Origin of the sequence: Pseudonocardia sp. McavD-2-B (assembly GCF_024124365.1) — a bacterium.
In the GTDB taxonomy this organism is placed as follows: Bacteria; Actinomycetota; Actinomycetes; order Mycobacteriales; family Pseudonocardiaceae; genus Pseudonocardia; species Pseudonocardia alni.
Window position 1 is genome coordinate 1 of the sequence record NZ_JAMXSG010000084.1, and the last position, 19581, is coordinate 19581.

General features: G+C 73.0%; 19 protein-coding genes. 12 read left to right on the plus strand and 7 right to left on the minus strand.

Annotated features, from left to right (window positions below; all coding sequences use genetic code 11):
- Positions 1–621: wax ester/triacylglycerol synthase domain-containing protein (locus NH602_RS13475; RefSeq protein ID WP_308292837.1), on the minus strand; the 621-nt coding region annotated here is incomplete at its 3' end.
- Between the two features lie 165 nt (positions 622–786).
- Between NH602_RS13475 and NH602_RS13480 the strand changes: the two genes are divergently transcribed.
- Positions 787–1653, plus strand: a complete 867-nt coding sequence (locus NH602_RS13480) for a universal stress protein (RefSeq protein ID WP_253068000.1) — start codon at positions 787–789, stop codon at positions 1651–1653.
- Positions 1654–1747: 94 nt separating this feature from the next.
- Here NH602_RS13480 and NH602_RS13485 read toward each other — a convergent pair whose 3' ends face one another.
- The 3 genes from NH602_RS13485 to NH602_RS13495 all read right to left on the minus strand — a co-directional run bounded on the left by NH602_RS13485 (position 1748) and on the right by NH602_RS13495 (position 3719).
- Positions 1748–2668, minus strand: a complete 921-nt coding sequence (locus NH602_RS13485; RefSeq protein ID WP_253068001.1) for an alpha/beta fold hydrolase — start codon at positions 2666–2668, stop codon at positions 1748–1750.
- 101 nt (positions 2669–2769) lie between these two features.
- A complete protein-coding gene (locus tag NH602_RS13490) occupies positions 2770–3027 on the minus strand; it encodes a hypothetical protein (RefSeq protein WP_253068002.1) in 258 nt (85 codons plus the stop codon).
- A gap of 47 nt (positions 3028–3074) precedes the next feature.
- Positions 3075–3719, minus strand: coding sequence for an SDR family oxidoreductase (locus NH602_RS13495; protein ID WP_253068003.1), 645 nt, complete (start codon positions 3717–3719; stop codon positions 3075–3077).
- A 333-nt stretch (positions 3720–4052) separates the two neighbouring features.
- Between NH602_RS13495 and NH602_RS13500 the strand changes: the two genes are divergently transcribed.
- The 6 genes from NH602_RS13500 to NH602_RS13525 all read left to right on the plus strand — a co-directional run bounded on the left by NH602_RS13500 (position 4053) and on the right by NH602_RS13525 (position 11669).
- Positions 4053–5363, plus strand: coding sequence for a dienelactone hydrolase family protein (locus NH602_RS13500; RefSeq protein ID WP_253068004.1), 1311 nt, complete (start codon positions 4053–4055; stop codon positions 5361–5363).
- Between the two features lie 774 nt (positions 5364–6137).
- Positions 6138–7748, plus strand: coding sequence for an ABC transporter substrate-binding protein (locus NH602_RS13505; protein WP_253068005.1), 1611 nt, complete (start codon positions 6138–6140; stop codon positions 7746–7748).
- 94 nt (positions 7749–7842) lie between these two features.
- Entirely contained in the window at positions 7843–8769 is a 927-nt protein-coding gene (locus NH602_RS13510; RefSeq protein ID WP_073574469.1) for an ABC transporter permease, read from the plus strand.
- The gene (locus tag NH602_RS13515) at positions 8762–9697 is read left to right on the plus strand and encodes an ABC transporter permease (RefSeq protein WP_256494677.1); all 936 of its coding nucleotides are present in this window, start codon (positions 8762–8764) and stop codon (positions 9695–9697) included. Before NH602_RS13510 ends, NH602_RS13515 begins: the two co-directional genes overlap by 8 nt.
- Positions 9694–10668: an ABC transporter ATP-binding protein gene (locus NH602_RS13520; RefSeq protein WP_062395892.1), complete on the plus strand. Its 975-nt coding sequence runs from the start codon at positions 9694–9696 to the stop codon at positions 10666–10668. The genes NH602_RS13515 and NH602_RS13520 overlap by 4 nt, the downstream gene beginning before the upstream one ends.
- On the plus strand, positions 10665–11669 hold the full coding sequence (locus tag NH602_RS13525; protein WP_062395891.1) for an ABC transporter ATP-binding protein: 1005 nt from the start codon (positions 10665–10667) through the stop codon (positions 11667–11669). The genes NH602_RS13520 and NH602_RS13525 overlap by 4 nt, the downstream gene beginning before the upstream one ends.
- A gap of 107 nt (positions 11670–11776) precedes the next feature.
- Here NH602_RS13525 and NH602_RS13530 read toward each other — a convergent pair whose 3' ends face one another.
- The 3 genes from NH602_RS13530 to NH602_RS13540 form a co-directional block, all read right to left on the minus strand.
- The gene (locus tag NH602_RS13530; RefSeq protein ID WP_253068006.1) at positions 11777–13045 is read right to left on the minus strand and encodes an HNH endonuclease signature motif containing protein; all 1269 of its coding nucleotides are present in this window, start codon (positions 13043–13045) and stop codon (positions 11777–11779) included.
- A 257-nt stretch (positions 13046–13302) separates the two neighbouring features.
- A complete protein-coding gene (locus NH602_RS13535; RefSeq protein WP_253068007.1) occupies positions 13303–13539 on the minus strand; it encodes a zinc-ribbon domain-containing protein in 237 nt (78 codons plus the stop codon).
- A gap of 9 nt (positions 13540–13548) precedes the next feature.
- Positions 13549–14493: an NAD(P)/FAD-dependent oxidoreductase gene (locus tag NH602_RS13540; protein ID WP_253068008.1), complete on the minus strand. Its 945-nt coding sequence runs from the start codon at positions 14491–14493 to the stop codon at positions 13549–13551.
- A 74-nt stretch (positions 14494–14567) separates the two neighbouring features.
- Here NH602_RS13540 and NH602_RS13545 point away from each other — a divergent pair, with 74 nt between their 5' ends.
- The 5 genes from NH602_RS13545 to NH602_RS13565 are packed head-to-tail and all read left to right on the plus strand — an operon-like array spanning position 14568 to position 19537.
- Positions 14568–15329: an alpha/beta fold hydrolase gene (locus tag NH602_RS13545; RefSeq protein ID WP_253068009.1), complete on the plus strand. Its 762-nt coding sequence runs from the start codon at positions 14568–14570 to the stop codon at positions 15327–15329.
- On the plus strand, positions 15326–15769 hold the full coding sequence (locus tag NH602_RS13550; protein ID WP_179762477.1) for a helix-turn-helix transcriptional regulator: 444 nt from the start codon (positions 15326–15328) through the stop codon (positions 15767–15769). Before NH602_RS13545 ends, NH602_RS13550 begins: the two co-directional genes overlap by 4 nt.
- Positions 15770–15774: 5 nt before the next feature.
- Complete coding sequence (locus NH602_RS13555; protein WP_179762478.1) at positions 15775–16194, plus strand: VOC family protein; 420 nt, start codon at positions 15775–15777, stop codon at positions 16192–16194.
- Between the two features lie 24 nt (positions 16195–16218).
- Positions 16219–18570: an excinuclease ABC subunit UvrA gene (locus NH602_RS13560; RefSeq protein WP_179762479.1), complete on the plus strand. Its 2352-nt coding sequence runs from the start codon at positions 16219–16221 to the stop codon at positions 18568–18570.
- A complete protein-coding gene (locus NH602_RS13565; protein ID WP_253068010.1) occupies positions 18557–19537 on the plus strand; it encodes a GlxA family transcriptional regulator in 981 nt (326 codons plus the stop codon). The genes NH602_RS13560 and NH602_RS13565 overlap by 14 nt, the downstream gene beginning before the upstream one ends.
- The last annotated feature ends 44 nt before the right edge of the window (positions 19538–19581 follow it).

Genomic DNA, 19581 nt, shown 5'->3' on the forward strand with positions numbered 1-19581 from the left:
GACGCCGTCACGCAGCCGGCGCAGCCCGCGCGGCAGGTGCGCGAGGGTCCGCAGCCGCTCGTGGAGAGCGTCGAGGAACAGCTCCCGCGCCGACGGTGGCCTGCGGGGGAACCCCGCGTCCGCGCCCCGGGGCGCCCCGTCGACCAGCGCACCGAGCGCGGCGAGCCCGCCGATGCCGTCGGCGAGCACGTGGTGCATCACGAGCACCACGGCGCCCCCGCCCCCGGCCGGGCCGGACACGACGACCGCCGCCCACGGCGACCGGTCGGACGGCAGCCGGGTCCCGACGACGCCGACCGCGAGGTCGTACAGGGCGTCGTCGTCGCCCGGGGCGGGGCACCGGACCGCGCGGACGTGCCGGCCCGCGGCGAAGCCGGCATCGTCGACCCACACCGGGCGTCCGCACAGCGGCGGCGTGCGGACGAGCCTGCGGCGCAGCCGCGGCACCGCCGCGACCCGGTCGGCCAGCGCCCGGGCCAGCCCGTCCGCGTCGAGCTCCCGGACGGTCCGCAGCACCACGCCGACCTGCCAGGGCACCGGACTGCGGTCGACGGCCAGCTCCATCAGGTCCGACGACCGGGTGCGGTCGATCCGCCCGGTGGCGGTCCGGGGTCCTTGCACGGGCGCCTCCCGGGACGGTGCCGGCACCGGAGCGGCCGGTCGCGCCGACGGTGCCGTCCCCGCCCGGTCCGGGCACGGGCCCTCCGACCCGCTGCGGACGGACCGACGACCACTGGCGGCGGGACCGGCCCGTCTCCACGCTGGGCCGGGACCGGGAGGTGGGTGGTGAGCGTTCCGCACGGTGCGGTCGTCGTCGGCGTCGACAGCGGCGCCGCGAGCACGACGGCCGTGGAGTGGGCGGCCGAGGAGGCCGCCCGACGACGCGCCCCGCTGCACGTGGTGCACGCCGCGGGGGTGGACACCGGCCCGTTCGCCCCGCCGGCCTCGGTGAGCGGGATGCGGGCGCGCGGGCGGACGATCGTCCACCGGGCCGTCGAGCGGGTCGGTGAGGCGCGCCCGGAGGTCCTGGTCGGCTCCGACGTCGTCGACCAGGCGCCGGGCCCGGCGCTGCGGGCGGCGTCGGTGCGGGCGGCGTCGGTGCGGGCGGCGCTCGTCGTCGTCGGGGCCGTCGGGCACGGACGCGTCCACGACATGACGGTCGGCTCGGTCAGCCTCGAGCTGTGCTATCGGTCCGCCTCGGACGTCGTCGTCGTCCGCAGGCAGGAGGACCCGGCGGCGCGACGGGTGGTGGTCGGGGTGGACGGCTCCGCCGCCGGCGACCGTGCCCTCGTGTTCGCGGTGGGGATCGCCGAGGGACGGGGCGTGCCGCTGACGGCGCTGCACTGCTGGACCCGGCACCGCCCCTCCGACCTGGCGGTGGCCGCGGTCGACGTCGGTACCGGCGTCGCGACGCACGAGCGGCTTCTCCGGGAGGCGATCGACCGGTGCGTCCCCGCGTCGACGACGGTGGAGCTCGACCGGCAGGTCGCCGGGGCCCGTCCGGGCGCGGCGCTCGTCGAGGCGTCCCGGCACGCGGCCCTGCTCGTGGTCGGCGCGCGGGGGACGGGAGGTGTCGCCGGGCTGCACCTCGGCTCGGTGGTCCGGTCCGTCCTGCACGACGCGCGGTGCCCGGTCGCGGTGGTGCGCCGCTGAGCGGGCGAGGACGGCACGGCCGTCACGCGGGTCCGGACGCCGCTGCGTCCCGCTGCCGCGGGGCCCCCGGGGTTCCGGCCCCGGCGACGACGGGTCAGCCGACCCGGGGGAGCCCCAGGATCCGGCGGCGCAGCGCGTCCCGGTCGCCCTCGGCCGGTGCGGTCCCGTCGACGAAGTCCCGCAGCAGCCCCACGAACCGGTCCGGCTGCTCGGCGTGCGGGAAGTGCCCGGCACCGTCGAACACCTCCAGCCGGCTGTCGGGCAGCCGGTCGTGCGCGGCGAGGGTGTGGGCGAGCGGGATGACCCGGTCGCGGTTCCCCCCGACCAGGAGCACGGGCACCTCCTCGAGCAGGTGCAGGCGCTGCGCCCCGTCGAGGCGCTGGCCGGACGGCTCCAGCGCACCCCGCGCGGTCTGGACGAACGCGCCGCGGGTGCCGCGGTCGGCGAAGGTCTCCAGCGCGGTGTGCACACCGTCGATGTCCGAGCGCGGCACACGACCGACGCGGTGGGCGAGCCGGTGCGCGGCGCGCCGCATCCACGGCGGGGTCAGCGACGCCGCCGAGCGGAGCACCAGCTCGGTGCCCGGCAGGCTCGCCGCGCGCAGCGCGAGGGTCAGGTCGTGGCCGAGACCGCCGGAGGACACGAGCACGACCCGCTCGGTGAACTCGGGGAACTGGTGCGCGAACTGCATCGCGACGCCGCCGCCGAACGAGTGCCCCACGATCGTCGCCCGCTCGACGTCGAGCGCGGCCAGCAGGTCCCGCAGCCCGGTCGCGTAGCCGCCGAGGGAGTAGTCGCCGCTGCGCGGGGCCTCGCTGGCACCGTGGCCGAGCAGGTCCGGCGCGATCACGTGCAGCCCGCCGCCCAGCGCGTCGAACACCGGGGCCCAGGTGCGTGAGCTCGCGGCGAGACCGTGCACGAGCAGGACCGTCGGGCCCTCGCCGCGGCCGGTCTCGCGGTAGCTCACACGCTGTCCGTGCAGCAGGATCTCGCGCTCCTGGGGGGACTGGTCCACCACTGGGCACCTCCGTACGTCGACGCCTCCATGATCCCCTCCGGACGGGCCCCCGGCGGTGGGGTCCGCCGGTGTCCTGGAGGCGTCGGCGAGGGGGGCTGTCAGGGGGTGGCCGCGCCGTCGAAGGACACCCCGGCCCGCTGCTGCGACAGGTCCCACACCCGGCGGGCGGCGTCGGCGTCGCGCAGTGGGCGGTAGAGCTCCTGCTCGCCGGGTGGTCCGCCCACCCGGCCCGGACCCCTCGGCCCGTAGAACACGGCGTGCCCGGCGTCCGGTGCGGTCGCGGCGAGCAGCGCGGGCAGCCCCGCCGAGTCGGCGGTCCCGACCAGCAGACCGGCCCGGGACAGCGCCCCGATCACCCGTCGACCGGCGGACCGCCGTTCCCGGCCGAGATCGGGACGGGCGTTCAGGAGGTTGTCGGCGCGACTCCCGGGTGCGACAGGTTCGCGGTGATGCCCCAGCCCGCGGCGCGGCTGCGCCGGTCCAGCTCCAGACCGAACAGCCCGAACGCGATCTTCGAGTGCCGGTAGGCGGCCATGCCGTCGTAGGACCGCTCGGAGTCCGGGTCGTCCCACAGGACCGTGCCGCGGGCCGCGGCGACGCTGATCTGGCAGACCACCCGGGCGCGGCCCTCGCGCAGCAGCGGCAGCAGGTGCGCGACGAGCGCGACGTGACCGAGGTGGTTGGTGCCGAACTGCAGCTCGAACCCGTCGACGGTGGTGCGCCGCTCCGGCGGGGTCATCACGCCGGCGTTGTTGATCAGCAGGTGGACGGGGCGTCCCTCCGCGCGCAGGGTCTCCCCGAGCGCGGCGACCGAGGACAGCGAGGACAGGTCGAGCTCGCGCAGCGAGACGGCGGCACCGGGGTGCCGGTCGCGGATCCGGTCGGCGGCGGCGGCGCCCTTCGCGGCGTTGCGGACGGGCAGCACGACCTCGGCACCGGCGGCGGCGAGCCGGTCGGCGATGCCGAGCCCGACGCCGTCGCTGCCGCCGGTGACGACGGCGCGGCGCCCGGTCAGGTCGGGGAGGGTGAGGTCAGGGGTGCGTGGCATGGGGTCCAGCCTGTCCGGGTCGCGGCGCGGTAACCACAGATCGTCGATCCGTGGTTGCGGGCGCGGCGCGCGCGGTAGGACCGTCGGGAAGCCGCGGTCGCTGTCGGTGGCCGGGGACCGCGCGACACCGCGCTGCGGCCCCGACCGTTCGCAGCCGCGAACGTCGGCAGACCTCTCCCGGGGCGCCGCGCGGACCCGCCGTACCCCGTTGTCACCTGCGGCAACACCTGTGGCGACAGGAGTCACACGTTAGGTGTGTGATCATGTCCCCCGATCGACGTGATACCGGCAACGTCGGTTGCAGAGGGTCCCTGCCTCGGTAGCGTTCGGACCGTGTCCACTCCGATCAGTCCGCGCAGTCGTCGTCGCGTCCTGCTCCCCGTCGCGAGGACGGCGACGTCGCTGTTCGTCGTCGGCGCGGTCGCCGCGGCCGGGTGCGTGGGCGCGGTGGGGGCCACGGCCGCGCCGGTCGCACACGCCGCCTCCACGTCGGTCCCGGCGGCGGGCCTGTCCGTCGCAGCGACGGTGACCATCGACGGCACGCAGTACCCGAATCCGCTGCGCCTGCTCGACGGCACCGGGGTCACCGACGTGGCCCGGTGGGAGGGCACCCGGCGCGCGGAGCTGCTCACGGCCTTCCGCGAGAACGTCTACGGGCAGCCGTTGCCCAGGCCGTCGAAGCAGACCGCCGACGTGCAGACCACCGAGGACGGCGACGTGGTCAGCAAGAAGGTCACGATCGGCATCACCGGTCCGGAGGGCACCGGGTCCTTCCCACTGCGGCTGTTCGTGCCGAAGGGCCAGACCCCGCGCGGCACCTTCCTGATGATCGACCACCGGGGCTCGGTCTCCGACGACCCGGGGCAGTCCTCGGACTACGCACCGGTCTCGACGATCACGAAGGCCGGGTACGCCTTCGCCCAGATCGACGCCAACGACATCGCCCCGGACGACAGCGGCAGCTACCGCAGCAAGATGATCAACCTGTTCCACCCGTCCGGGAGCGACCTGCCCGACGACGCCGGCCGGGCCGTCGCCGCCTGGGCCTGGGGCGCGAGCCGGGCGATGGACTATCTCCAGACCGACAAGGACATCGACCCGTCGAAGATCGCGGTCATCGGGCACTCCCGCAGCGGCAAGGCCGCGCTCTGGGCCGGCGCCCAGGACCCGCGCTTCGCCGCGGTCATCTCCAACAACTCGGGGTCGACCGGCGCGAAGCTCGCCCGCCGCGGCGACGGGGGAGTGGGCGCCGAGACGGTGTCGCGGGTCAACAGCTCCTTCCCGTACTGGTTCCCGAAGACCTACCAGGCCTACGGGGACAAGGTCGACGAGCTGCCCGTCGACCAGCACGAGCTGATGGGGCTGGTCGCGCCGCGCAAGCTGGTGATCGCCAGCGCCAGCGACGACTCCAACGCCGACCCGGAGGGCGAGTTCCTCGCCTACGAGGCGGCGAGCGAGATCTACGACCTGTACGGCCTCGGCGACAACGGACTGGGCACGACGGGCTGGAAGCCCGCCACCGACACGGCCTTCTCCGGGCCGGCGATGAGCTACCACCTGCGTTCCGGTGGGCACGGCCTCAAGGCGGCCGACTGGAACATCTACCTGAAGGGCGATCTGTTCACGCAGGCGTCGCCGCGCTGACCGCCCGTGATTGGTACGCCCGTACTCGAATGACCGTTTCAGGCGATCTTCCTGAAATGCAGACGTCGAGCGTTTGACGTCCTGCGGAACCACGCCGTCGTCTCCGGAGGCGGGGACGGTCGAGCTGCGATCCCGCGGTCCCGCAGGTGGAGCGCACGCCGGCGGTGTCCGCGCCCCGTTTGCGATGCGATTCCGGTGCATTGTTCAGAACTGCCGGAAAACGGGTCCGCGCGGTGTCGGAGTCGGTGTCCCGGGGCTCGGTGGTTGTCGTCGCGATAACGACGGACATTCCGCGGGAAGACAGGCGGAGAATGCGCGCGGACGGTGGTTTCTTGCGCGACGGGTGGTCCCGCGTCGTGGCGATCGGGTTCCACGACGTGGGACGGTGCCCGACTCGCCGTCCGGTGTCGGTGCGTTTCCGTGAGGTGCCGTCGCTGCTCACGGGCTCGGACTGACTCGTAGATGTGGCACTCGTCACATGCTCGACCGACTAATTGCGATGCGCAATGCAATGTTGCGTAGCGGAAGAATGCACCGGAATGCGTCCGACCTGCGCCGATGTGTTTTCCGTGAGGATCGGGCCGGACGGGACGTCGCGATCCGCTCACCGACCGTCGCGCGCAATTCCGTGTTGCTCGGCGCAATGGCGGCGGACGCAATGGATTCGTAACCGGAGAACCGCGATGCTGTGGTTACCGTGCGACCCACCACCGAACCGCACCGGCCGCCTGCACACCACGCGGGGAGCGGCCGTCCCGGACAGACAGGACTCTGATGCGATCACCTCGAGTCGCGGCGCTGCTCGCGCTCTCCCTGACCTCCGCGCTGGTGCTCAGCGCCTGTGGCGGCGGGGGAGGCGGCACCACGGGCGACGCCCAGGGCGCCCCCACGATCTCGGTCTACGGCACCGAGCCGGAGAACGCCCTGCTGCCGGGTAACACCCGTGAGGTCGGCGGCAGCAAGATCCTGGATGCGCTGTGGTCCGGCCTGGTCGACTACAACCAGCAGGGCGAGCCGGAGAACAAGGTCGCCGAGTCCATCGAGTCCCCCGACTCGCAGAACTGGACGATCCGCCTGAAGGAGGGCTGGACCTTCCACGACGGCACGCCCGTCACGGCGAAGAGCTTCGTCGACGCGTGGAACTACGTGGCCCTGAAGACCAACGCGCAGTCCAGCTCGGAGTTCTTCTCCAACATCGCCGGGTTCGACCAGGTCAACCCGGACGAGGGTGAGCCCACGGCGCAGGCGATGTCGGGTCTGCAGGTCGTCGACGACCGTACCTTCACCGTCGCGCTGACCGCGCCGTCGCCGATCTTCGTCAACACCCTCGGCGACGTGGCGTTCTACCCGATGCCCGAGTCGTTCTTCGCCGACCCGGCGGCCTTCGAGGCGAACCCCGTCGGCAACGGCCCGTTCCGCTACGAGTCCCGCGTCCCCGACCAGAACGTGACCGTCACCCGCTACGAGCAGTGGGGCGGCGAGCAGCCGGTCTCCGTCGGCGGCGTCGAGTTCCGCTTCTACGCCGACAGCGAGGCCGCCTACCAGGACGTCGTCAGCGGCAACCTGGACTTCCTCGAGTCGATCCCGGGCTCGTTCCTGATCGACAACCTGTACCAGCAGGACCTCGCCGACCGGAACGGCAACCAGCCCTACGCCGGCATCAACACGATGACCTTCCCGATCTACGACCAGCGCTACGCCGACCCACAGCTGCGGCAGGCGATCTCCATGGCCGTCGACCGGCAGGCGATCATCGACAATGTCTACAACGGACTCGTCCAGCCGGCCACCGGGTTCATCCCGGAGGGCGTGCCCGGCAAGGTCGACGACCAGTGCGGCGAGCTGTGCACCTTCTCCCCGGAGCGGGCCAAGCAGCAGTTCGACGCCTCCGGCTTCACCGGCCCGATCGAGCTGATCTCCAACGTCGACTCGGCGATCAACCGCGAGTGGATGCAGGCCGCCTGCGTCAGCATCAGCAACACCCTCGGCGTGCCCTGCAACTTCGTCCCGGTCCCGACCTTCTCGGAGTTCCTGGACCAGCGCCGGGCCGAGAACCTGACCGGGATCTTCCGCTCCGGCTGGGTCGCCTCGACCCCGACCATGGAGTACGTGCTGCGCCCGCAGTACACGACGGGAGCAGCGAACAACAACAGCGGCTACACCAACCCGCGCTTCGACGCCCTGGTGAACCAGGGTTCGACCGCGGCCACCGCCGAGGAGGCCTACGCGCTGTGGGCCGAGGCCGAGCGCGTCCTCATCCAGGACATGCCCGCCGTCGCGATCAACGACCAGTCCGCGCAGTTCGGCTGGTCGCCGCGTCTGCAGAACGTCGAGCTGACCTACGGTCGTGAGCTGGACCTGGAGAGCGTGACCGTCCAGGAGTGACGCCGTCCCACCACCACACCGGCGGCCGGGCGACCCCCGGCCGCCGGTGCACGTGCCCGGCGCGAACCGCCGGCCCCGATCCCGGAGGTGACCCGTGGGGCGCTATGTCCTGCGACGACTCCTGCAACTCGTGCCGGTGTTCCTCGGCACCACGTTCCTCATCTACTTCATGGTCTGGGCGCTGCCCGGCGACCCGCTCGCCGGCAAGTGCGGTGACCAGGCCTGCCCGCCCGCGTTCATCGAGCGCATGCGCGAGGAGTACGGGCTCGACCAGTCGATCTTCGTCCAGTACGTCACGTACCTGGGCAACCTGCTGCAGGGCGACTTCGGCGAGAACTTCCGCGGCCAGGAGGTCGCGACGCTGATCGCGAACGCCTACCCGGTCACGATCAAGCTCGCGGTCGTCGCGCTGGTCATCCAGGCGATCATCGGCCTGACTGCGGGCGTGCTCACCGGGCTGCGGCCCGGCGGGTTCCTCGACAACGTCGTGCTCACCGCGACGCTGTTCCTGGTCGCCGTGCCGGTCTTCGTGACCGGCTACGTGCTGCAGTCGGTCCTCGGGCTGCGGCTGGGCCTGATCCCGCCGACGGTCCCGGCGGACCCGGGGTTCCTGGACCTCGTCGTGCCCGGCTACGTGCTCGGCAGCCTGTCGCTGGCCTATGTTGCCCGGCTGACCCGGACGTCGATCGCGGAGAACCTGCGCGCCGACTACGTCCGTACCGCGACCGCGAAGGGCCTGACCCGGCGTCGTGTCGTCGGGGTCCACCTGACCCGCAACTCGGCGATCCCGGTGATCACCTTCCTCGGCGCGGACTTCGGCACGCTCATGGGCGGAGCGATCGTCACCGAGGGCATCTTCAACATCCGCGGGATCGGTGGGCTCATCTTCGGCTCCATCCAACGGCTCGACGGGGTGGTCGTCACCGGCGTCGTCGTCCTGCTGGTGATCGTCTACCTGCTCGCGAACCTCGTCGTGGACGTCACCTACGCGCTGCTCGACCCGAGGATCCGCCTTGACTGACCCCACCACTGCCACCACCGATTCGCCCGTCGCCGCCGGTCGCGCCGAGGTGACGGCCCCTACCCGCAGCCTCAGCGGGGACGCCTGGCACGACCTGCGCCGTCGCCCGCTGTTCCTCGTCGCGGCGGGCCTCATCACGTTCCTGCTGGTCATGGCCGCGTTCCCGCAGCTGTTCACCTCGGTCGACCCCACCCTCGGCGACCTGTCCCGGGCCCGCGAGGACCCGTCGGCCCAGGCCTGGTTCGGCTACGACCACCTCGGCCGCGACGTCTACGCGCGCACCGTCTACGGCACCCGCGTCTCGATCGTCGTCGGGGTGCTGGCGACGACGGCGGTCGTGGGAGTCGGCGCCGTCATGGGCCTGGTCGCCGGGTTCGCCGGCGGCTGGGTCGACTCGCTGCTCGCCCGCGTCGCCGACGTCTTCTTCGGCGTGCCGTTCATCCTCGGCGCGATCGTCGTGCTCTCCACCTTCCGGGCGTCGGTCGGGCAGAGCGTGATCGGCATCAGCGGCCTGGTGATCGGCACGATCGGGCTGCTGTCCTGGCCGATCGTCATGCGGATCATGCGGTCCGCCGCGATCGCCGCCCGCAGCCAGGACTACGTCAAGGCCGCCCGCGCGCTCGGTGCGAGCCCGTGGCGGATCATCCGGCGGCACATGCTGCCCAACACCATCGCCCCGGTGATGGTGTACGCGACGATCGCGCTCGGTGCGTTCATCGGGGCCGAGGCCACGCTGTCGTTCCTCGGCGTCGGCCTGCGCGACCCCGTCGTCTCGTGGGGCGTGATGATCAGCGAGGCGCAGAGCTATCTGCGGACCTCGCCGCACCTGCTCCTGTTCCCCGGCGCGTTCCTCGTCGTCACCGTGCTGGCCTTCGTGCTGCTCGGCGACGCCGTGCGCGACGCGTTCGACCCGAAGGGCCGGTCATGACCCCGCTGCTCGAGGTGGAGGACCTGCACGTCGAGTTCCGCACCCGCGACGGCGTCGCCCGGGTGCTGAACGGCGTCGGCTACCAGGTGCACGCGGGGGAGACCCTCGCCGTCCTGGGGGAGTCGGGGTCGGGCAAGTCGGTCACCGCGAACACGGTGATGGGCATCCTGCCGACCCCGCCCGCGACTGTCACCGCGGGCTCGGTCCGCTACCGCGGCGAGGAGCTGCTCACCGCGACCGAGGAACGGCGCCGCGAGCTGCGCGGCGAGAACGTCGCGATGATCTTCCAGGACGCGCTGTCGGCGTTGAACCCGGTGTTCACCGTCGGGTTCCAGATCGGGGAGCAGCTGCGGACGCGGCGTGGGATGAGCAAGCGCGACGCGCGGGCCCGCGCCGTCGAGCTGCTCGACCTCGTCGGGATCCCCGGGGCGGCGCAGCGGGTCACGAACTTCCCGCACGAGTTCTCCGGCGGGATGCGCCAGCGCGTCATGATCGCGATGTCGCTGGCGCTGGACCCGGACGTGCTCATCGCCGACGAGCCGACGACCGCGCTCGACGTCACCGTGCAGGCCCAGATCATGGACCTGCTCGCCGAGATCCAGCGCGAACGGGAGATGGGACTGGTCCTCATCACCCACGACCTCGGCGTCGTCGCGGAGGTCGCCGACCGGATCGCGGTGATGTACGCGGGCCGCATCGTCGAGCAGGGCGACGTGCACCAGCTCTTCGCGAACCCGGCCCACCCGTACACCGAGGCGCTGCTCGCGTCGATCCCGCGGCTCGACAGCAAGGGCACCGAGCTGCGCGCGATCACCGGGCTCCCGCCGACGCTCACCGCCATCCCCGACGGCTGCCCGTTCCACCCGCGCTGCCCGCGCGCGGTGGAGCGCTGCCTCGGCACCGACCCGCCGCTGATCCCGCTGCCCGGAGCGCGGGCGTCGGCGTGCCTGTTCGCGGAGGACCTCGTATGAGCGAGCCCGTTCTCGAGGTCGACGACCTCGTCAAGCACTTCCCGGTGAAGGTCGGCGCGGTCGTCAAGCGCACCGTCGGCCACGTGCGCGCCGTCGACGGCGTCTCGTTCGCGCTGAACAAGGGCGAGACGCTGGGCATCGTCGGCGAGTCCGGCTGCGGGAAGTCGACCCTGGCCCAGGTGCTGATGCGGCTGGAGCCGCCGACGTCGGGCTCGGTGCGCTTCCACGGCGAGGACATCTTCGCCCGCCGCGGAGCGGAGCTGCGGGCGCTGCGCCGGCAGATGCAGATCGTGCTGCAGGACCCGTACACGTCGCTGAACCCGCGGATGACGGTCGCCGACATCGTCGGGGAGCCGTTCGAGATCCACCCCGAGGTCGCGCCGAAGGGGGAGCGACGGGCGAAGGTGCAGGAGCTGCTCGACGTCGTCGGGCTCAACCCCGACTTCGTCAACCGCTACCCGCACCAGTTCTCCGGCGGGCAGCGGCAGCGCATCGGGATCGCCCGCGCGCTCGCGCTGCGCCCGGAGATCATCGTGTGCGACGAGCCGGTGTCCGCGCTCGACGTGTCCATCCAGGCGCAGGTGATGAACCTGCTCGGGAACCTGCAGCGCGAGTTCGGGCTGTCCTACATCTTCATCGCCCACGACCTGTCCGTCGTGCGGCATCTGTCGGACCGGGTCGGCGTGATGTACCTGGGCAAGATGGTGGAGCTCGGGACCGAGCAGGAGATCTACACCCGGGCGTCGCACCCGTACACCCAGGCGCTGCTCTCCGCGGTGCCGGTGCCCGACCCGTCGGTCCGGGAGGGGCGCAAGCGGATCCGGCTCACCGGTGACGTCCCGAGCCCGGTGGACCCGCCGAGCGGCTGCCGGTTCCGGACGCGCTGCTGGAAGGCCACCGACATCTGCGCAACCGAGGAGCCGCCCCTGGTGACGCGGCCGGGTGGGCACCATCCGAGCGCGTGCCACCACGCCAGCGAGGAGTACCTGCTGCCGACCTGACACACCGGGCGGAGCGGGCGGCGGCCGGACCCCGCAGACGGGGGCCCGGTGTCCGCCCGGTGCCGCGGACACCGCCCCGGCACCGGGCGCGACCGGGTACGCCGCGATCAGTCCGGACCGCGGTAGGTGTGCCCGGTCGGAGTAGTGGTGACGACGGCCCCGTCGGGGGCGCGAGCCACGTGCCAGCCGGGTTGTTCGCGGACGTGGTTGTGGAACTCGCACACTCCACGCCCGTTCTCCAGCTCAGTGCGTCCGCCGTCGGCATCCCGCCGGATGTGGTCGAGGTGGCGGACGGGTGCGTCGCAGTAGGGCTCGGTGCACCGGTTCTGCGCCCGGGCTTTGACCAGGGTGGCGAGCAGTCCGGTGAAGATGCGCTGTCGGGAGTCGCCGCCGATGACCAGACCGTGGTCGGTGAGCAGGCGGCGCAGGGACTTCGTCCCCTCGGGGTTCGCGAGCAGGTCGGCCGGGACGGGCCCCAGGCCGGGGATCTCGGCGGGTAGCGGGGACCGTGGGTCGAGCAGGGCCTGGATCGGGACGGTGACCTGGACTTCGAGGTTCACGGCGGTCGCGGTGGCCTGGCCGGTGACGCGTTCGACGAGGGTGTCGGCGAGGACCTGTCCGCGGGTGCGGGTCAGGGGCTGCGGGTCGACCTGGATCTCGACGAACGCCTTCTGCAGCGCGGCCAGGCAGGCGGCGCCCTGTTCGACCGGGACGTAGGCGGTCAGGTAGCTCATCGCGTCCGGCGCGGGTCGCAGGGTGACCCGTCGTTCGGCCTTGGCGGCGTGGACGCGGGCGCGGAAGCGGTCGGGGGCGATCTCGGCGACCAGGCGGCGGGTCATCGCGCGCAGGCGCCCGATGCCGTACCGGGTCAGGTCCCGGTTGGTGGCGAGGCGGGCGTCGATCTGCGCCCGCTGGATCGTGTCGAGGTCGCGGCACTCGACGGCGATCGCCGTGGCCTTGGCGGCGCTGAGCTGTCCGGCTTCATGGAGGCGCCGGACGTCGTCGAGCCCGGCGTGCAGGTCGCGGGCGTCGGCGACGCGGGTGCGGGCCTCGGTGGTGGAGACCCGGCAGGCCAGTTGGATCTGGGCGACGACGCTGCGATGGATCTTGTCGACGTCGGCCCGGTCGTCGACGCGGTGGCTGTCGACATGGGCCTGGGCGAAGGCGCGGATCCGGTCCGTCTGCAGGGCGGCGAGGGAAGCCCGGAGAGTCTCGATCTCCTGGATCTGGTCGATCAGCTCGGCTTCGGACAACGTGGAGGTGTCGGCGGCGAGGGCGTGGTCGACGAAGAACCGGAGCAGCGTGAGATCACCGGACGGGAACCCACCCGCGTGCACGCCGGTGGCGTGGGCGGGCGGGTCCTGGGTCGCGGTCACGCCATCCATAGTACTCGAACGTATGTTCGAGTATCAAGTTTCCGTTTGCAGTTGCGAACTGCTGAGCTGCGACGACGGTCCTGCCTCGGGTTGCGGCCTCGGGGTGGACGGCGGTGCTGCGCCTCGCCTGCCGGAGGGCGGGCCCCTCGCCGTCGCCGTGGACGTGGGCCACCCGGTGCGTCCACCCGTGCGACGGGGTGTGGAGCGGCATGGCGGTAGTAGAGGGAGTGCCGCCGTGCCGCGGGGGAGGCCGCTCCTCAGGCCCGCGCGCCGTACCGGCGGGCGTCGTCGCGGGACAGGGTCCGCCCCGCCCCGCACACGGGACAGCGCATCTCGTAGCGGCTGCGCAGCGGCAGCACCGGCACGAAGAACAGCGTGAACCGGGTCCTCCGGTGCACCGCGGGCTGCGGACCCGCGTAACCGCAGGTCCCGCAGCCCAGCGCGACCAGGCCCAGCGGGCGCTCCTTGCGGGACAGCCCGAAGATGACCAGCACGACTCCAGGTTAGAGGCGTGCCACCTCCCGCAGCGCGGCGAGCGCCCCGGCCTCGACGAGGTCGGCGTTGATCGCGGCCCCCGCGAACGCCCCCGCGGCCGCCGCGGCCCCCACCTGCGCGCTCAGGTCGGTGATGTTGCCCGCGACCCACACGCCCTCGACCGTGCTGCGGCTCATCGCGTCGGCGACGAGGTGCTGCCCCATCCCGCTCGGGTGCTCGGCCGGGACCAGGCCCAGCTCGGCGAGGAAGCCGGCGCGGGCCTCCATCCGGGGCGCCACCGCGACGACCTCGCGCGCCAGCACGCCGGTCGGCGTGACCAGCCCGGTGATCGCGCCGCCGGACCGCACGACCTCGTTCACCGGCCCGTCGACGACGGCGATGCCGAGCGCGTCGAAGCGTTCCCGCTGCTCCGTGGTCGGCCCCGTCGAGTGCGACACGTAGACCACGTCCGCGCTGAGCTGCCGGAACAGCAACGCCTGGTGCGCGGAGCCGGGGGCGGTCCCGAGCACCGCGATCGGGCGGTCGCGCACCTCGTAGCCGTGGCAGTAGGGACAGTGGACGACGTCGGCGCCCCACCCCTGCGCGAGTCCCGGCACGTCGGGCAGCACGTCGACCAGTCCGGTCGTGACAAGCAGCCGCCGGGCGTCGAGGGTGGTGCCGTCGGCGAGGGTCACGGTGAAGCCGTCGCCGGTGCGGCGGGCGCCGACGACCTCGCCGTCGACGAGCGTGCCGCCGTAGCGGCGGACCTCCTCACGGCCGGTCGCGAGCAGCTCGGCCGGGGCGACGCCGTCGCGGGCGAACAGGCCGTGCGCGGCGGCGGCCGGGGCGTTGCGGGGCGAGCCGGAGTCGACGACGACCACCGACCGCAGGGAGCGGGCGAGCATCATGGCCCCGTTGAGTCCGGCCGGGCCGCCGCCGATCACGACGACGTCGTGGCGCTGTGCTGTGTCCATGTCCCCAGCCTGACGAGCAGCCGCACGCAACGGCAAGTTTCCTTGCTGAAACGGCAAACGTGCAGAATGGGTGCATGTCCCTGTACGTGCACCACGCCGGCGACCCCGCCGGGCCGCCGGTCCTCGCGGTCCACGGCGTGACCGGCCACGGTCTGCGCTGGCGGCCGCTGTTCGCGGCGCTGCCCCGGCTGCGCTGGATCGCCGTCGACGTCCGCGGCCACGGGCGGTCGCCGTGGGCGCCGCCGTGGAACCTGGAACGCCACGTCGCCGACCTGGTGGAGGTGCTGGACGCCGAGGGGGTCGGGCGCGCCGCCGTCGTCGGGCACTCCTTCGGCGGTGCCGTCGCCACGCACCTCGCGCGCACCGTTCCCGACCGCCTCGACCGGCTCGCGCTGCTCGACCCCGCACTCGGGCTGGACCCGCAGGACATGCTCGACGCGGCCGAGGACACCCGCGCCGACGTCACGTTCCCGACCCGCGACGCCGCCCGCGCGGCCAAGGCCGAGAGCTGGGCCGACGTCCCCGGCGCGCTCGTCGACGCCGAGGTGGACGAGCACCTCGAACAGCGCGACGGCGCCTGGCGCTGGCGCCTGAGCCAGGCGTCCCTGGTGGCCGCGTGGGCGGAGATGGCGCGCCCGGCGGTCGTCCCACCGGCGGGTCTGCCGACGCTGGTCGTCCCCGCCGGCCGGGCCGACTACGTCTCCGACGACTGGATCGCCGCCTGCCGCGACGCGCTCGGCGCGGACCTGACCGTCGCCCCCGTCGACGCGGGCCACATGGTCTACCTGGAACGCCCGGCCGAGGTGGCGGCGCTGCTGCGGGAGTTCCTCGGGTGAGCGACCGCGACGACGGACACCTGCGCGAGCTCGTCCGGCTCCGCCGGGTCCGGGACCGGATCGACCGCGAGTACGCGCGTCCGCTCGACGTCGCCGAGCTCGCCCGCGCCGAGCACGTGTCGGCCGGGCACCTGTCGCGGGCGTTCCGCAGGGCCTACGGCGAGTCGCCCTACAGCTACCTCATGACCCGGCGGATCGAACGTGCCATGGCGCTGCTGCGACGCGGCGACCTCACCGTCACCGAGGTCTGCTTCGCCGTCGGCTGCTCCTCGCTCGGCACGTTCAGCACCCGCTTCACCGAGCTCATCGGGATGCCGCCGTCGGCGTACAAGCGCGCCGCCCGGGACGGCACACCGGGGCTCCCGGCGTGCGTCGCCAAACAGGTCACCCGACCGGTCAGGAATCGAGAAGCACCGGGACCCGCGACCTCCCTAGCGTGAGCGTCATGACCGGACCCGCCATCACCATCCACGCCGGATTCCTCCCGCACACCGACCCCGAGGCCTCCCTCGCCTTCTACCGCGACGGCCTGGGCTTCGAGGTCCGCCTCGACGTCGGCCAGGGCACCATGCGCTGGCTCACCGTCGGCCCGCCCGGGCAGCCCGACGTCTCGATCGTCCTCGCCCCGCCCGCGGCGGACCCCGGCGTCACCGACGACGAGCGCCGCACCATCACCGAGATGATGGCCAAGGGCACCTACACCGCCGTGCTGCTCGCCAGTAACGACCTCGACGCCGCGTTCGACAGGCTCCAGGCGAGCGGGGCCGAGGTCGTCCAGGAACCGGTCGACCAGCCGTACGGGGTGCGCGACTGTGCCTTCCGCGACCCCGCGGGCACGATGGTCCGCATCCAGCAGCGGCCCTGAGACGGGCCGGACGGGGGATCCACCATGCACGCAGCCGACAGCCACGACCTCATCCGCGTGCACGGTGCGCGCGAGAACAACCTGCGCGACATCTCCGTCGAGCTGCCCAAGCGGCGGCTCACGGTGTTCACCGGGGTGTCCGGCTCGGGCAAGAGCTCCCTGGTGTTCTCGACGATCGCCGCCGAGTCCCAGCGGATGATCAACGAGACCTACAGCGCGTTCGTCCAGGGCTTCATGCCGAACCTCGGCCGCCCCGACGTCGACGTCCTCGACGGCCTCACCACCGCGATCATCGTCGACCAGGAGCGCATGGGCGGGGACGTGCGCTCCACCGTCGGCACCGCCACCGACGTCGGGGCGCTGCTGCGGATCCTGTTCAGCCGGCTCGGGAAGCCCTACGCCGGCCCGGCGAAGGCGTTCTCGTTCAACGTCGCGACGATCAGTGGCTCCGGCGCGGTGACCGTCCGCAAGAACGGCCAGCAGGTCAAGGAGCGGCGCGAGTTCGAGATCGTCGGCGGTGCCTGCCCGCGGTGCGAGGGCCGCGGCTCGGTGTCCGACGTCGACCTCACGGCCCTGTACGACGACTCGAAGTCGATCGTCGAGGGCGCCCTGACGATCCCGAACTACTCCGTCGACGGCTGGTACGGCCGGATCTTCGCCAACTCCGGCTTCTTCCCCGGCGACAAGCCGATCAGCAGCTTCACGAAGCCCCAGCTGAACGCACTGCTCTACAAGGAGCCCACCCGGATCAAGGTCGACGGCATCAACGTCACCTTCGAGGGGCTGATCCCGCGGATCCAGAAGTCGTTCCTGGCCAAGGAGCGGGAGGCGATGCAGCCGCACATCCGGGCGTTCGTCGACCGGGCCATCGTGTTCCAGCGCTGCCCGGACTGCGACGGGACGCGGCTGTCCGAGCTCGCCCGCTCCTCGAAGATCAGGGGCATCTCCATCGCCGACGCCTGCGCGATGCAGATCTCCGACCTCGCCGACTGGGTCCGGCAGCTCGACGAGCCCTCGGTCGCGCCCTTGCTCGGCTCGCTGCGCCACACACTCGACTCGTTCGTCGAGATCGGGCTCGGCTACCTGTCCCTGGACCGGCCGTCCGGGTCGCTGTCCGGCGGCGAGGCCCAGCGCACCAAGATGATCAAGCATCTGGGGTCGTCGCTGACCGACGTCACCTACGTCTTCGACGAGCCGACCATCGGCCTGCACCCGCACGACATCGCCCGCATGAACGACCTGCTGCTGCGCCTGCGCGACAAGGGCAACACCGTGCTCGTCGTCGAGCACAAGCCGGAGACGATCGCGATCGCCGACCACGTCGTCGACCTGGGGCCGCGGGCGGGCGCCGACGGCGGGCACGTCGTCTACACCGGCGACCTCGACGGGCTGCGGGCGTCGGGCACGCTGACCGGCCGGCACCTGGAGTACCGGGCGTCGCTCAAGCCGTCGGTGCGGACCCCGAGCGGGTATCTGGAGATCCGCGGGGCGGACCGGCACAACCTGCGCGGAGTCGACGTCGACGTCCCGCTCGGGGTGCTCACCGTCGTCACCGGGGTGGCCGGGTCGGGCAAGAGCTCGCTGATCCACGGCTCGATCGCCGGGCGCGACGGCGTGGTCGTCGTCGACCAGGGGGCGATCAAGGGGTCGCGGCGCAGCAACCCCGCCACCTACACCGGGCTGCTCGAACCGATCCGCAAGGCCTTCGCCAAGGCCAACGGCGTCAAGCCGGCCCTGTTCAGCGCCAACAGCGAGGGCGCCTGCCCGAACTGCAACGGCGCCGGCGTCGTCTACACCGACCTGGCGATGATGGCCGGCGTCGCCACCACCTGCGACGTCTGCGACGGCCGCCGCTTCGACGCCTCGGTGCTCGGCTACACCTTCGGCGGGCGCGACATCAGCGAGGTCCTCGCCATGCCGGTGGCCGAGGCGGAAAAGTTCTTCGGTGCGGGCGAGGCCCGCACCCCGGCGGCGCACAGGATCCTGGAGCGCCTCGCCGACGTCGGGCTGGGCTACCTCACCCTGGGCCAGCCGCTGACCACCCTGTCCGGCGGCGAGCGCCAGCGGCTCAAGCTGGCGGTGCACCTGGGGGAGTCCGGCGGGACGTTCGTCCTCGACGAGCCGACGACCGGGCTGCACCTGGCCGACGTCGAGCAGCTCCTCGCGCTGCTCGACCGGATCGTCGACGGCGGCCGCTCGGTGATCGTCATCGAGCACCACCAGGCCGTGATGGCCCACGCCGACCGGATCATCGACCTGGGACCCGGTGCCGGGCACGACGGCGGCGCGGTCGTCTTCGAGGGGACGCCCGCCGAGCTCGTCGCGGACCGGTCGACGCTGACGGGCGAGCACCTGGCGGCCTATGTCGGCGCCTGAGGACACCCCGCGGCACGAGGTCGCGGTGCTGGTCCGCCCGGGGGTGCGGCCGATGGAGCTCGGCCTGGTGCACCAGATCCTCGGCGGTGCCCGGTCGGCCGACGGGGAGCCGCTCTACCGGGTGCGCACCTGCGCGCTGCACCCCGGGACGGTGCCGACCGACGCGGATTTCCGTGTCGTCGTCGAGCACGGGCCGGAGCTGCTGGCCCGGGCCGACACCGTGGTCGTGCTCGCGACGCAGGACGACCACGAGCCGTCGGTCGTCGCCGACCCCGGTCTCGGCACGGCCCTGGCGTCGCTGCGTCCCGGCACCCGGCTGGCGTCGATCTGCACGGCCGCGTTCCCGCTGGCGGAGGCCGGGCTGCTCGACGGTCGTCGCGCCACCACGCACTGGCTGTCCGCGGAGGCGTTCCGGTGCCGGTTCCCGCGGGTCGACCTGGACCCCGCGGTGCTCTACGTCGACGAGGGCGAGGTGCTCACCGCGGCCGGCGAGGCGTCGGGCATCGACCTGTGCATCTACCTGGTCCGGCGCGACTTCGGCGCCGCCGTCGCCAACGACGTCGCCCGCCGGACCGTGGTCCCGCCCTACCGGGAGGGCGGCCAGGCGCAGTACATCGCCCGGCCGGTCGCGGACGACGGACCCGGCACCGGCACCGCCGCGGCCCGCGAGCGGATGCTCGCCGACCTGGCCCGGCCCTGGACGCTGGCCGAGCTGGCCGCATCGCTGCACGTCGGCGTGCGGACACTGACCCGCCGGTTCCGGGAGGAGACCGGGCAGAGCCCGCTCGGGTGGCTGCTGCGCCGGCGCGTCGAGCGGGCCCGGGAGCTGCTCGAGACCACCGACCTCCCGGTCGGCCGGATCGCCGACGAGGTCGGGTTCGGCACGGCGACGGCGCTGCGCTGCCACGTGTGCCGCGAGCTCGGCGTGCCCCCGCTGCACTACCGGCGGACCTTCCGCGGCGGCTGAGCCCGCCGGACGAGCAGGGGTGCGGCGAGCAGCGCCGCGGCGAC

What these genes read in the sequence shown, in the direction of transcription:
- NH602_RS13495 (WP_253068003.1), bottom strand. Translation starts at nt 3,719, where the DNA reads ATGCCACGCACCCCTGACCTCACCCTCCCCGACCTGACCGGGCGCCGC.
- NH602_RS13505 (WP_253068005.1), top strand. Translation starts at nt 6,138, where the DNA reads ATGCGATCACCTCGAGTCGCGGCGCTGCTCGCGCTCTCCCTGACCTCC.
- NH602_RS13520 (WP_062395892.1), top strand. Translation starts at nt 9,694, where the DNA reads ATGACCCCGCTGCTCGAGGTGGAGGACCTGCACGTCGAGTTCCGCACC.
- NH602_RS13525 (WP_062395891.1), top strand. Translation starts at nt 10,665, where the DNA reads ATGAGCGAGCCCGTTCTCGAGGTCGACGACCTCGTCAAGCACTTCCCG.
- NH602_RS13540 (WP_253068008.1), bottom strand. Translation starts at nt 14,493, where the DNA reads ATGGACACAGCACAGCGCCACGACGTCGTCGTGATCGGCGGCGGCCCG.
- NH602_RS13545 (WP_253068009.1), top strand. Translation starts at nt 14,568, where the DNA reads ATGTCCCTGTACGTGCACCACGCCGGCGACCCCGCCGGGCCGCCGGTC.
- NH602_RS13555 (WP_179762478.1), top strand. Translation starts at nt 15,775, where the DNA reads ATGACCGGACCCGCCATCACCATCCACGCCGGATTCCTCCCGCACACC.
- NH602_RS13560 (WP_179762479.1), top strand. Translation starts at nt 16,219, where the DNA reads ATGCACGCAGCCGACAGCCACGACCTCATCCGCGTGCACGGTGCGCGC.
- NH602_RS13565 (WP_253068010.1), top strand. Translation starts at nt 18,557, where the DNA reads ATGTCGGCGCCTGAGGACACCCCGCGGCACGAGGTCGCGGTGCTGGTC.